This is a genomic window from Pseudomonas sp. MF4836 (assembly GCF_002018875.1).
Classification (GTDB): Bacteria; Pseudomonadota; Gammaproteobacteria; order Pseudomonadales; family Pseudomonadaceae; genus Aquipseudomonas.
In genome coordinates this window covers 170,073-182,160 of the sequence record NZ_MVOL01000014.1, presented here as the reverse complement: position 1 = coordinate 182,160, position 12,088 = coordinate 170,073, and the positions used below count along the sequence as shown (strand labels likewise).

At 57.6% G+C, this 12,088-nt stretch carries 11 protein-coding genes and 1 pseudogene; 4 read left to right on the top strand and 8 right to left on the bottom strand.

Going from position 1 to position 12,088, the window contains the following annotated elements:
* Positions 1-420 precede the first annotated feature (420 nt).
* Positions 421-882 carry an anti-virulence regulator CigR family protein gene (locus tag MF4836_RS27985; RefSeq protein ID WP_078473066.1) on the top strand — a complete coding sequence of 154 codons (462 nt, stop codon included), beginning with the start codon at positions 421-423 and terminating at the stop codon, positions 880-882.
* A 12-nt stretch (positions 883-894) separates the two neighbouring features.
* Here MF4836_RS27985 and MF4836_RS35645 read toward each other — a convergent pair whose 3' ends face one another.
* Entirely contained in the window at positions 895-1,173 is a 279-nt protein-coding gene (locus MF4836_RS35645; protein WP_078473065.1) for a hypothetical protein, read from the bottom strand.
* A gap of 130 nt (positions 1,174-1,303) precedes the next feature.
* Between MF4836_RS35645 and MF4836_RS27975 the strand changes: the two genes are divergently transcribed.
* Positions 1,304-1,711, top strand: a complete 408-nt coding sequence (locus MF4836_RS27975; protein WP_078473064.1) for a DUF3224 domain-containing protein — start codon at positions 1,304-1,306, stop codon at positions 1,709-1,711.
* 153 nt (positions 1,712-1,864) lie between these two features.
* On the opposite strand, the gene MF4836_RS27970 is transcribed toward MF4836_RS27975, so the two are convergent.
* From MF4836_RS27970 to MF4836_RS27945, 7 genes and pseudogenes are all read right to left on the bottom strand, one after another.
* Positions 1,865-2,320 carry a methyltransferase family protein gene (locus MF4836_RS27970; RefSeq protein WP_078473063.1) on the bottom strand — a complete coding sequence of 152 codons (456 nt, stop codon included), beginning with the start codon at positions 2,318-2,320 and terminating at the stop codon, positions 1,865-1,867.
* 260 nt (positions 2,321-2,580) lie between these two features.
* Positions 2,581-3,336, bottom strand: coding sequence for a methyl-accepting chemotaxis protein (locus tag MF4836_RS36260; protein WP_443217453.1), 756 nt, complete (start codon positions 3,334-3,336; stop codon positions 2,581-2,583).
* A gap of 102 nt (positions 3,337-3,438) precedes the next feature.
* Positions 3,439-4,251 (bottom strand): annotated as a pseudogene (locus MF4836_RS36255) (cache domain-containing protein); the annotation flags it as partial.
* A gap of 59 nt (positions 4,252-4,310) precedes the next feature.
* On the bottom strand, positions 4,311-5,564 hold the full coding sequence (locus MF4836_RS27960; RefSeq protein ID WP_078473061.1) for an OprD family porin: 1,254 nt from the start codon (positions 5,562-5,564) through the stop codon (positions 4,311-4,313).
* 85 nt (positions 5,565-5,649) lie between these two features.
* Positions 5,650-6,954 carry a CitMHS family transporter gene (locus MF4836_RS27955; protein WP_020294700.1) on the bottom strand — a complete coding sequence of 435 codons (1,305 nt, stop codon included), beginning with the start codon at positions 6,952-6,954 and terminating at the stop codon, positions 5,650-5,652.
* Positions 6,955-7,086: 132 nt separating this feature from the next.
* On the bottom strand, positions 7,087-8,400 hold the full coding sequence (locus tag MF4836_RS27950) for a dicarboxylate/amino acid:cation symporter (RefSeq protein ID WP_078473060.1): 1,314 nt from the start codon (positions 8,398-8,400) through the stop codon (positions 7,087-7,089).
* 43 nt (positions 8,401-8,443) lie between these two features.
* Positions 8,444-9,526, bottom strand: coding sequence for a 4-oxalomesaconate tautomerase (locus MF4836_RS27945; RefSeq protein WP_078473059.1), 1,083 nt, complete (start codon positions 9,524-9,526; stop codon positions 8,444-8,446).
* Between the two features lie 165 nt (positions 9,527-9,691).
* Here MF4836_RS27945 and MF4836_RS27940 point away from each other — a divergent pair, with 165 nt between their 5' ends.
* Together MF4836_RS27940 and MF4836_RS27935 are read left to right on the top strand one after the other, a co-directional pair.
* On the top strand, positions 9,692-10,582 hold the full coding sequence (locus MF4836_RS27940) for a LysR family transcriptional regulator (RefSeq protein ID WP_078473058.1): 891 nt from the start codon (positions 9,692-9,694) through the stop codon (positions 10,580-10,582).
* 697 nt (positions 10,583-11,279) lie between these two features.
* Positions 11,280-11,741: a hypothetical protein gene (locus MF4836_RS27935; RefSeq protein ID WP_078473057.1), complete on the top strand. Its 462-nt coding sequence runs from the start codon at positions 11,280-11,282 to the stop codon at positions 11,739-11,741.
* Positions 11,742-12,088 lie beyond the last annotated feature (347 nt).

Genomic DNA, 12,088 nt, shown 5'->3' with positions numbered 1-12,088 from the left:
TCACTCAAATGAGCAGGCCCATGACAAAGCACGGTATTTATGATGGGCACGAAGGCTTTCTGCTCTGGAACTACATGGCGTGAGGGCCGGGAGACCTGGCGGATCAACGTCGAAGTGAAGCGGGGCGGCTAAGTGGTGGTGCCGGTTGTCGCGGGTGATCGCCCCTTTCCTGACGGTGGCCTGGCACAGGTTGCCGGGCGAGAGATGGGTGCCAGGCTGGTAGCTGCAGGTGCTTTATCGCCACCGCCGCCGGATGCTCGTAAGCAGTTCTGCACTTCACCACCCAGCTCAGCTGTCCCGATACCGGACTAAGAGCAGTCCTCCGTTACCGGATGCAGCGAGCAGTGTTGATTATGCGGAACTAAAGTCGGCAATACCGTCTACCTTTCAAGGGGGTATTCCCTTTCAGAGAAGACGGTCATGTTTAATTCTCGCTCGCTTGTAACCGCTGTTACCTGCCTTGCTTTGGCCGTAGGCTCAGTGACGGCCCTGGCCGATCCTGGCAACGGGAAAGGCCAAGGAAATGGGAAAGGCAACTCCCAAGGCGGCCAAGGCCATGGCCACCAGGGCAACAAGGGGAAAGGTTCCAGCGCAGATGATTGGGATCACGGGCCCAGCATTGACCGGGGCGGTGTACTGGGCGTGGTCGGTGGCTACCGTGATTATTGGCGCCCAGGTCCTTCACTGCCGCCTGGAATACAAAAGAACCTAGCTAGAGGAAAATCTCTTCCTCCAGGCATTGCAAAGAAGCTGGATGGTCGCTTGTTGGGCAGGTTGCCCTACTACGACGGCTATGAATGGCAACAAGCGGGCACTGACCTGATACTCGTCACAATTGCTACCGGCATCATTTACGAAGTTCTCAACGGAGCCTTTGATTGAGCTGCTTTGGGATCAATGATCTTGTCGGCGCGGGTCGCGCCTCAACTCGCTTAAGCGTTGAGTATGAAATTCCCTCGTCACGTTTTCGCTAATCACAATTTCGTGGTGCGGATAGCTCAAAAACTCGAGCAACTCGTCGTCGCCCATCAAATCCAACTTCATGATGGCGATCTGCGCCGCTTGCAGTGAGCCGGAGCGCTGGATATCGGTCAGCAGTTGCAGGGGCTTGGCGCGCACGGCGGGGTTCAGGGCCAGGTGCCCCAATGGGGGGCTGGAGTCGCGATCGCTCATTGATGTATCGCCTCTTCCGGGCTGTTAAAAAATGCAAATAGGCTTAGTTGCGCAGAGCGTTTTGGCTCCGTACGTGCTGTGCTGTGGAGTAGAATTAGCGCCTCACTCATTTGGATAGAGACAGATGCGAATGGAAGCGTTAGCTACTTTTTCCACTAAGAATTTCAAGCCGACAGGCCTGAGCCCAACCCCTGAGATTACAACCTCCTTGCCAGTGTCGATCAGCACCATGGAGAAATGCTACTCGGGTGCTGTCGACGGTGTTTCCTCAACAGTTTTTACTGCGGCGTTCGACCAGACGACTAGGACGGGCAGTTACATTGCAATTGAAAGCTTCAAAGGTGCGGTGAATGGGAAAGAGGGCGCCTTCAACTTCATCCACTCCGCCTCCACCACAGGCACTGATCGAGCAGATGAGTTTTTCTGCATAGTCGGAGGCAGCGGTACAGGCGATTTGAGAGGGATATCAGGATCAGGAGGGATCAGAATCGACGTCGATGGCACGCACCATATTTGGTTGAATTACCAAATCGAATAGGTCGGAAATAGTTTTTAGGTACTGCCGTGAGGGCATCGTTGCTCTGAATACTGCATCAGGTTAGGTGTGTTCACCGTACGCTTACGGTGTACCCGTCTAGGGGGGGGGCTCGTTTCCACGGACATAAAACAGGCCCCGCACCCGCTCCCCTTTCTAGAGCCAACGCCTAACCCGGCTGCAGTATTGAGTGAATGCTCTCCCGAAAAGACTGGCAAGGGCTCGCTCCTCCGGCCCGATCTGGAAGAGGTTCATGTAAATCACGAAGCCCAGCACGCCCAGGAGCGCCGGCGGCCAGGCCAGGAAGATTGACCAGGCTGTTAGAACTGTGGCGAAGCCTAAATACATTGGGTTGCGTGTGTATTTGTAGACCCCCGAGCTGACGAGTGCCGAAGCCGTTTCCGGCTTGAGTGGATTGACTGTGGTGCGGGCGCGGCGGAAGGAAAGCACGCCGGTTAGACAAATAGCTATGCCTGCTAGCAAAACCACCAGCGCCAGGCTGGTGCGCCACTCGATAGGCAGCTCCAGGGCTCCCGGTAAGTGTCGAGCAGCCAACCATATCAGCAGACCGAACAGGGCAGCAACCAGCGGCGGAGGGATGCGGTTGTCCATGATGAATCCCTATTAAATGCGAATTTGCTGCCAGCGTGAGGGTTATAGCCACTACAGGGTCAAGCACCATGAGCACTATAGAGACCGCGGGGCGGTAGCTCGTATCACCGAGATCAAAACAGTGAACATCCGTTACGAGCGTCACTGAATCGCCCTGGGTTTCTTAGGGAGTGGGCGACCGCTTTTGGAGCAGTCATTCAGCGTCTACTAAGCCAGAGGGAACTCAATTCGATTGGCATTGCCGGTCACGCGTAGCCTGGTTAAATCTTGAATTGCCTTAACAGACCTTCAAGGCGATGGCCTATGGCGTATAGCTCATCGACAGTTTTCACGCCGTTTTGGGTCTGGTCCGCGACGCTTTCAATCGCGCGAGCAATTTGATGGACGCTACGGTTGATTTCTTCGGCCACTGACGTCTGCTCCTGAGCGGCACTGGCAATGTGCGCGTTCATCGTATTGATGGTAACGATCAGTTTGACCGCTTTGCCCAACGACTGGCCAGCCTGCTCAGCGTGCAGGCTTGCGCCATTGCCCGCTTCGCCGGAGTGGCTCATCGCGGTGACGACCTTGGTCGTGGCCTGGTTAAGCCGCTCGATCATGGCTTGAATTTCCTGGGTGCTTAGTTGCGTCCGGCTTGCCAATGCGCGTACTTCATCGGCTACCACTGCAAACCCGCGCCCCGCGTCCCCGGCCCGTGCCGCTTCGATAGCAGCATTGAGTGCCAGCAGGTTGGTCTGCTCGGCGATTGAGCGGATGACATCCAGCACCGTGACAATGCCTTCTACATCGCCTTGCAGACTTTTTAACGACACTCCGCCCGTGGACAGGTCAGCGGTCAGCGCGTCCAGGCGGGCGATGCTTTCATTGACGACCTGCCTGGCATGCTGGGCCTGCTGGTCGGTTTCGGCTGCTGCATCTGAAGCGCTCTGGGCACTGACGGCCACCTCCTGCGCCGCGGAAGACATCTGATTGATTGCTGCGGCGACCTGATCGGTTTCCTGGCGCTGTTGCTCCATGACGTGATCGATGCACTGGCTCTGTTCCGCTACTTGGGTGACCGACTCATTCAGCTCCCGGGCCATGCTAATGATCTGGCTGACCAGCCCGTGGATCTTGTCGGCAAATGCATTGAACGACACCGCCACCTGTCCGAACTCATCGCGACTTGCGGGTAAGCGTCGCGTCAGGTCGCCTTCGCCCGCTGCGATTTCATCGAGGTGTTCGCGAATTCGCGACAGGGGACGCAGGCTTTTTTTCACCAATAACAACGCGAGCGCGCCGATGATTCCCAGCGCAATCAGGGCTATGACGGTTATCCCATAGACGAGGCTGCGCACACGCTGATGGATTTCCCCTCGCACCTGGGCCACCTGGTTTTCGATGGTGTCGAGGTTAATGGCCGTCACCACCACCATGTCCCAGGCCGGCAGGTAAAGACTGTAGGCCAGTTTTGGAACGACTTTATCCGTGTTGATCAGGGCTCCGGAATAATTGACGAAGTGGCTGCCGTTCTTCGCTGCGGCAACCATTTCCCGATTCAGGTAAATCCCGTTTTTGTCTTTGCGGTCACTCATATTGGTGCCGACGCCTTCGCTGTTGTCGCCACGAAACAAGCGCACGACCTGACTGTCGTAACCGATAAAATAGCCATCGTCGCCGAACTTCATTTTGGACAGTCGCGCTATCGCCAGCTCACGTGTTGCCTTGTCCCCTGCCTCAGCCTGCGCATACAGTTCCGCCACAGAGGTTTGCGCAAGCGTGGCGTAGTCTTTCAAGCGTTCCCGGCTTTCATCGAGCAGACGCTCGCGGGTCACCGTGACTTCGTGCTCGGCGCCCGACAGCAGGGTGGCGCTTGTTGTCAGTGCCAGCACCGAGGACAACAGCACCACGGGGGCCAGCACCAGGATCAGTACTTTGTTCTTGAACAGCATGTAGGGGATTCCTCACCTGAACCTGTAGGAAAGCGGCCGCAAGGGCCGCAATCGTCGACTTACCAGAGGGCGATGTCATAGGTGAGGTAGAGGCGATTGCTGTCGCGCCCTCGGGAGAACTCAGAGCGGTAGACATAGTTGCGCATGCGCACACCCAGCCCCTTGAGCGTGCCGGTTTGCACAACGTAGGCCAGCTCAGCATCACGCTCCCATTCCTTAACCGTGGTCGTGGACTTGCCGTCATTGCCGCTCAGATAGCGCGTAGAGAAGGTCAGGCCGGGCACGCCGACGGTGGCGAAGTTGTAGCCGTAACTGAGCATCCAGGTCTTTTCGTCTTCCTCGATGAACTTGCCAATACCGGCGTTGCTGAACGAGTACACGGTTGCGCCACTGATGTAGGGCAAACCGGCGTCGCCACGCAGGCTCTGGTAGCCCCCACCGACGGTGTGGCCAGCGATCGCGTAGGACAATTGGCCGCTGAGCATGTTGTTATCGATTTTACCTGCGTAGGCAGAGCCGCTATCCACGCTGGCGAAGTAGCGCAGGTCACCGGTCAGCACGCCACCGGCCAGTGGCAGGTCGCGCTGGATGCCGGCGAAGTTCTGCCGGTAAAAATTCTCCAGTTCCCCGTAGAAATAACTCAGGCGGGTGTTTTTCCCCCATTTGTACTCGGCCCCAACATAGTTGAAGTCCCCCGATTCCCCCCCGCTGTAGCCGTCAGGCACGATCGGCACGCTGTCGGTGGAGTCGCGTAATTTGAAACGGTCCAGGTGCCCGCCGGTGACGGTCAGGTTTTCAATGTCGTTGCTGCTGATCTGAGTGCCCTGATAGGTCTGGGGCAACAAGCGCGCGTCGTTGTAAATCAGTACCGGTGTTTTGGGCAGCAGGGTGCCGTACTTGATCGTGGTTTTGGCGAACCTCGCTTTTGCGGTGGCGCCAGCGCTGGCAAATTCGCCGGCTGCGCGGCCGTCGTCATGAACCGGCATTAGCCCGGTGCCGCTGCGACCGCGTCCTGAGTCAAGCTTTACGCCATACAGCCCCAGGGCATCGACGCCAAAGCCGAGGGTGCCGACGGTGAATCCGGACTGATAGTCCAGCAAGAATCCTTGGGCCCATTCAGTGCGCTCGCTTTTCGCCGTTCTGGCCGCTCGTGCACTCAAGCCGTGCTCGTCGCGAAAATTCTCGTTGAAATACACATTGCGCAGTTGCAGTTTGAGGGTGCTGTCATCAATAAAGCCTTCGGCACTGGCGCCGGCGAATGGCACTAGACCTAACACGCAAAACAGGGCCCGACGGGCATACACAGGGTTCATGGCAAATGTCTCATTGTTGTTATTTGGAGTGCAGGACAGCACGCGCCCCGAGGGGAGGCGCGTTGAAAGGCAGCAGGGAGGTGAATCAGGTGAACAGGCTGATGGCCCCGGTCAGTAAGGCCAGCGCGGTGACGACCAGGGAGGTCAGCACCGCCCATTTGACGGTGGCTTTCTGGAAGTCGCCGATGTCGCGGTCGACCATACCGACCAACAACAGGGTCGAGGCAACCAACGGGCTCATCAGGTGCACGGGCTGCCCCAGAATCGAGGCCCGCGCGATTTCTACCGGATCGATGCCGTAAGCCGCGGCGGCATTGGCCAGGATCGGCACCACACCAAAGTAGTAGGCGTCATTGGAGAGCACGAAGGTCAGCGGCATGCTGGTGATCGCAACCACCAGTGGAAACAAGTGGCCCCAAGACGGCGGGATCCAGTCGACCAGGGTCTGGGCCAGGGCATCGACCATCTTGGTGCCGGAAAAAATCCCAGCAAAAATCCCGGCGGCAAACACCAGCAGCACGACGGTCATGGCATTGCCTGAGTGCGCCAGGATGCGTTCTTTCTGAATATCCAATTGCGGGTAGTTGATCATCAGCGCGAGCACAAAGCCGATCAGGAACAGGATCGCGGAATGCATCAGCCCCATCACCAGGGCCGCCATCACCGCGATAACCAGAACCAGGTTGACGTAGGCCAGTTTCGGACGCTTGTGGGGGGTGTCCTCAAGAATCGCGTTGATGTAGCAATTGCCGCCACCGCTTTGCAGTTGCACGTTGCCGATACGCTTGCGCTCGGCTCGCCCCAGTATGAAGGCCGTGAAGACCACCCACATGGCGCCGCCGATCATGGTTGGCAGCAACGGCACGAAGTATTCGCCGGCATCCAGGCCCAGCGCGGCGATGGCCCGCGTGGCGGGGCCGCCCCAAGGTGTCATGCCGCTCATGATGCTCAGCGACAGCATGGAAATGGTCGCCAGGATCATCGGATTCATGCCGATACGCTTATACAGCGGCAGCATCGCCGCGCAGGTAATCATGTAGGTTGTGGTGCCGTCGCCGTCGAGTGCGACCAGCAAAGACAGGAGAGCGGTGCCCACCGCGATCTTCATCGGGTCACCATTGACCCGCTTGAGGATCTTGCGGATCAGCGGATCGAACAAGCCTGCGTCGATCATCAGGCCGAAGAACAGGATCGCAAACAGCAGCAATGCGGCAGACGGCGCGACCATCTTCAGACCGTCGAGCATCATTTTGCCGGTGGTGCCGCCGAAACCGCCGATCACGGCGAATACGATAGGTACAACGGTGAGCGCGACGATTGGCGACAAACGCTTCGTCATGATGAGGACGGTGAATACGACCACCATGGCCAGGCCAAGGAAAGCGAGCATAGGACGATTCTCTTGTTGTTATCGTAAGAATGGCTAACGCCGAGGCGCACGAGTCCTGACCCGCCTGGCTGCACAATGGCGCCTGGCGGGGAGGGGAGCAGTTAAGTGAGGGGAAGCTGTTTGCGGCTTTCGCTAGATGCGTTTGGCGACCTTCAGGTCTTGCCAGGCTTCTCCGGTTGCAGGATCGGGTTTTGCGTCGAGCACCCGGGACAGCGTTTCGCGGTGGCAGGCATTTTCAGACATCGAAATCACCACCGTCGCAACAGCGTTACTGGCCAGGCTGGTCAGGGCTCGCGCTTCAGACATGAAGCGGTCAACGCCGATCAGTAACGCCAGGCCGGCCAACGGGATGTCGTGAATGACCGTCAGTGTCGAGGCCAGTGCCACGAACCCGCTGCCAGTAACGCCGGCGGCGCCTTTGGAGGACAGCAGCATGATCGCCAGCATGGTGATGATTTGCGTCAGGCTCAGGTCAATATTGCAGGCCTGGGCAATGAAGATCGCCGCCAACGACAGGTAGATGGCGGTGCCGTCCAGGTTGAACGAGTAGCCGGTGGGCAGTACCAGGCCCACGACCCCTTTTTTGCAGCCCAGTGCTTCGAGCTTCTCCAGCATTCGCGGCATGACAGGTTCCGTGGACGAGGTCCCGAGCACCACCAGGAACTCTTCGCGAAAGTAGCGAAGCAGTTTCCACAGGCTGAAGCCGTTGGCGCGGCAGATGCTGCCCAATACTACGAACACGAAGAAGCCGCAGGCGATGTACAAGGTCATGATCAGCTTCGCCAGCGAGCCGAGCGATGTGATGCCGTACTGGCCGACGGTGAATGCCAAGGCCCCAAAAGCGCCGAACGGTGCAAAACGCATCAGGTAGGCGAAGATCTTGAAGACCATGTGCGAGGCCGATTCAAGTACGTCGAGAACCGGCTTGCCACGCTCGCCCAGTGATGACAAGGCAAAGCCGGACAGCACGGCAATGAACAGCACAGGCAGCACTTCTCCTTTACTGAAGGCACCGATAAAGGTCTCGGGAATGATGTGCATGAAAAACTCCACAAACCCAAGCTTTGCGGCCGACTCCGTGTACTGGGCCAAGCCTTTGGTGCTCAGTTGGCTGGGATCGATGTTCATGCCAGCGCCCGGCTGGAACACATACACCGCCACCAGGCCAATGATCAGGCTGATCACCGTCAGTACGAAGAACAGCAACATGGTTTTGCTGAGCAGTCGGCCGAGTGAGCGTTTGTCACTCATCCCGGCGATGCCGGTGACGATGGTGCAGAACACCACGGGGGCAATCATCATCTTGATGAGCTTGATAAAGGCATCACCCAATGGTTTGAGCGCGATGGCCTGCTGGGCCCAGAAGTGTCCGACCACGATGCCCAGTACCACGGCGCAGAGAATCTGGAAGTAGAGCGATTTAACAACTTTCATGGCATCACCCATTTTTAGAATTGTGCGGATGCAAAAATGCCAACGACCACCGGGGTTATCCGGCGAGGCGCTGAGAGTCCGCGGCATAGACGAAGCCGGAGAAAAGCCTGCGGGCAGTGCGTACGACAGAAGCCTGGATTGTCTCACCGTTGACGCCGGTGTATGACAATACGACATCAATTGCGCCGCTTGGGTGCTCGATACGCACCGCTTCCAGGCGCGGTGTACTGATCCCGCCGAGCATCTGTGCGACGACGCTGCCTTCTATCACGCACGCGGTCGCCAAACCAATCGAGCCGGTAATGGCAAGGGCGCGGTGGCAGCTATGTGGCATGAAATAGCGAACCTGGATCGTGCCGCCGGCTTTTGGGGGTGAGACCAGCACTGGCTTTGGAATCACTTTGTCGCCGACATCGCCCAGGCCCATGGCCCGGCCCGCCTGAAGCCGCAATGACTCAAGGCGCTGCAGGAAGTCTTTATCGGCGTCCAGTTCTGCGGGACTTTCATCGCCACGCTTGCCCAGTTGACTGGCCTCGATCAGCACCATGGGCATTGCCATATCGATGCAAGTCACCGAAATGCCATCGATCACGTCTTGCGTATTGCCGGTAGGGAAGAGCTTGCCGGTCTTGCTGCCGGCCGCATCGAGGAACGTCAGTTGTACGGGCGCTGCGGTACCCGGCACGCCGTCGATGGCGGTGTCGCCCTCGTAACTGACCTTGGCATTCGGTGTGTACACGTCGGAATTGACAAAGGTCCCTGTGTTTACGTTGCGAATGCGGACCCGGGTGCGGCCCGGGGTGCCTTTGACCAGGCCCTGCTCGATAGCGAAAGGGCCGACAGCGCACAGCATGTTGCCGCAGTTGGGCGCGCTGTCGACCCTGCGTTGCGAAACCATTACCTGGACGAACAGGTAGTCAACATCCGCGTCCGGGTGCAGCGAAGGGCTGACAATCGCAACCTTGCTGGTTTGCGGACTGCCACCACCGATCCCGTCGATCTCCAGCTCGTGGCCGGAGCCCATCAAGTTGAGCAGCAGTTCGTCACGGGCCTCAATGGCTGCCGGCAAATCCCAGTCGAGAAAAACCGGGCCTTTGGAGGTGCCACCGCGCATCAGCACACAGGGAATTCTTTGCATGAGACCGACTCTTGTTAATCAATCGAGGTAATTGATGCTCCGGAGGCAAGAGTCTCAAGCTTTGAAAAATGTTTCCAATGCAAAGATTGACGTGATTATTGCGTTTTACGAATGATAAATTTGCGTTAAATTGCTGCCCGACTTCTTCTGCAGATGAGACAAGACATGGACTATGAGCTCAACGATATTCGATCTTTCGTGAAAATCGCCGAACTAGGCAGCTTCCACGAAGCCGCCGATGCCTTGCACTTGTCTCAGCCTGCGCTCAGCCGCCGCATCAAAAAACTCGAGGAAGGGTTGGGCACTGCGTTGCTCGATCGCACCACGCGCAAGGTCAGCCTGACGAGTGTCGGACGCGACTTTCTGCCTAAGGCGCGTCGATTGCTGGATGACTTCGATGAGTCGATTCTCAATATCCGCGAACTTGCCGAGCGGCAGATTGGCCGAGTGACCCTGGCGTGTATCCCTACGGCCGCGTTCTATTTCCTGCCTTCGGTGATTCGTCTGTACAACGAGCGCTACCCCCAGATTCGCATCCGCTTACTGGATTTGAGTGCCAACGAGGGGCTTGAAGCGGTGTTGCGAGGAGAAGCTGATTTCGGGATCAATATGATGAGTGGGCAGCATCCGGACATCGAGTTCGTGCCCTTGGTCATCGAGCCGTTTGTGTTGGCCTGCCGACGTGATCATGAGTTGGCTGGACGCACTTCGGTCACTTGGTCTGAGTTGAGCGACTACCGCCTTATCGGGGTTGGGCGCCTGAGCGGCAACCGCATGCTGCTGGATCACGCCTTGTCCGGCTTGAGCTGGCGCCCGCAGTGGTTCTACGAGGTTCAACACCTCTCAACCTCCCTGGGGTTGGTGGAAGCCGGGTTGGGCGTCTCAGCAATGCCAAGCCTGGCCATGCCGGCACAGGATCATCCCACCTTGGTCAGCGTCCCCTTGATCGAGCCGGTGGTGAACCGTTCTTTGGGCCTCGTCTACCGCCGCGGGGCATCGCTTTCGCCGGCGGCGGAGAAATTCGTCTCGATCCTGCTTGAGCAATGGCCACAATGAGCCAGCGATTATCGGTACACGCTTTGCCATGGCCAGGTTGCGTTTACCTTTGGCAGTTCAATTGCTGTTTAATTTTTTCGCTATGGGGCTCTACCGTACTGAAGGTTAGGCCGAACACCGAACCTGGAGCCCAGAATGCGTAGATGCAGTATTTGCAAGCGTCCTCTCGATACCGCGCCAGAGCTCGAGGATTGCGGAGGCGATTGTCTTGAGTGCATGGCTGAATGCGGAGATCCTGGCGCACAGCTGGCAATGCAACAGATTCTTCTAGCGCGCAGCCGTGAGGCTGGTGCAGGCAAGGCCATGGCGAGTGTCGGGAGTAGCGGCTGACTTTAAAGGGCGCAGGTGACGGGCCGGAAGTCGCCATGAATCTTGATGCGTTTGTGAAACAGGTTTTCCAAATTGCGGGTGAGCTTGAGCTATGCCGCCCAGGCAGAGCATCTACTTCCATAAACCAGCGACAAGTGACTGAGTGAACATCACATTCGGGAGCTGTTTCCGGCGATTCTTGATCCCGATTTGTCTGATCTGGATCTTAGGCGCGGTACGAAGACGGGCTGATCGACACGCGGCGACTTCTCCTACGGGCGCAAATTTACACAACAGCACTTATGTAACCCGACAATACGCCGATACCTTGCAGCGGCACGCAAGTACGCAAGCAGCACTTACTCCATCGAAGGCAGGAAACCGAACAATGTGGGAGCACATCTGGCGCAGCATCAATTCCCCGGGCTACTTTCCCAACGTACTGGACTGGATGATCAATATTCTCCTCAACCCATTCATGGTGATTATGTGCCTGATGGTCGGAGCGCTGGCCGGTAGGTGGTGGAGAGCCGTCCCCTATGGCAGCCTCATTTGTTATGTAGTGTTCCTGAGCCGCTCGCCATTCTATGGGTGGGGGAGCATTTTCCCGGAAGCCGGGCTGCCTGCGCTGTTGATTGATGGCGCACTGCTTGCCCTCCTTGGCTTCTATTTGAAAGGCGTACTCAGAACCCGCTCAGAAGCAAAGCCCGAAGGCCATTGGTTGCGCTGGCTTTATCAAAGCCTGAAGGTCGTCATGCTGATAGTCGTGGTGATGTTCTGGGTTCTCGTCGTGCTGTTTATCGTGATCTTCACCGTCTCGATCGCTACCCAACCGTCAGTGGTGCACTGACCCGCGCTTCACCCCGATCGACACTGCCGTGGCGATCTGAGTGGAGGTGAGCCTATTTTCAGCATGCTTGCAGACCTCAAGGGCCAGGCGCATACGTTCGGCCTGGCGGCTCAATTTCGCGACGATGGCATCGGGCGAGTTGGCCATCGGTATACCGCTTATTGCTGGACACCATAGTGGGCGCGCACTGCACCTGGTCATGGCATTCAGTAAATCAGGCGAGCTACCAGGGTGAGGACGTGCCTAGTGCTCCTGAGATAGAGCCCCATCCAAGTCATTGAATTTAAGCGCTGTGTGCTTTTTGCTTACGCCTGGCGGCGGCAATCTCCTCTTTAGCGGCACGAACA

Coding starts and splice junctions, on each gene's coding strand:
- MF4836_RS27985 (WP_078473066.1), top strand. CDS start 421: ATGTTTAATTCTCGCTCGCTTGTAACCGCTGTTACCTGCCTTGCTTTG.
- MF4836_RS35645 (WP_078473065.1), bottom strand. CDS start 1,173: ATGAGCGATCGCGACTCCAGCCCCCCATTGGGGCACCTGGCCCTGAAC.
- MF4836_RS27975 (WP_078473064.1), top strand. CDS start 1,304: ATGGAAGCGTTAGCTACTTTTTCCACTAAGAATTTCAAGCCGACAGGC.
- MF4836_RS27970 (WP_078473063.1), bottom strand. CDS start 2,320: ATGGACAACCGCATCCCTCCGCCGCTGGTTGCTGCCCTGTTCGGTCTG.
- MF4836_RS36260 (WP_443217453.1), bottom strand. CDS start 3,336: ATGGAGCAACAGCGCCAGGAAACCGATCAGGTCGCCGCAGCAATCAAT.
- MF4836_RS27960 (WP_078473061.1), bottom strand. CDS start 5,564: ATGAACCCTGTGTATGCCCGTCGGGCCCTGTTTTGCGTGTTAGGTCTA.
- MF4836_RS27955 (WP_020294700.1), bottom strand. CDS start 6,954: ATGCTCGCTTTCCTTGGCCTGGCCATGGTGGTCGTATTCACCGTCCTC.
- MF4836_RS27950 (WP_078473060.1), bottom strand. CDS start 8,400: ATGGGTGATGCCATGAAAGTTGTTAAATCGCTCTACTTCCAGATTCTC.
- MF4836_RS27945 (WP_078473059.1), bottom strand. CDS start 9,526: ATGCAAAGAATTCCCTGTGTGCTGATGCGCGGTGGCACCTCCAAAGGC.
- MF4836_RS27940 (WP_078473058.1), top strand. CDS start 9,692: ATGGACTATGAGCTCAACGATATTCGATCTTTCGTGAAAATCGCCGAA.
- MF4836_RS27935 (WP_078473057.1), top strand. CDS start 11,280: ATGTGGGAGCACATCTGGCGCAGCATCAATTCCCCGGGCTACTTTCCC.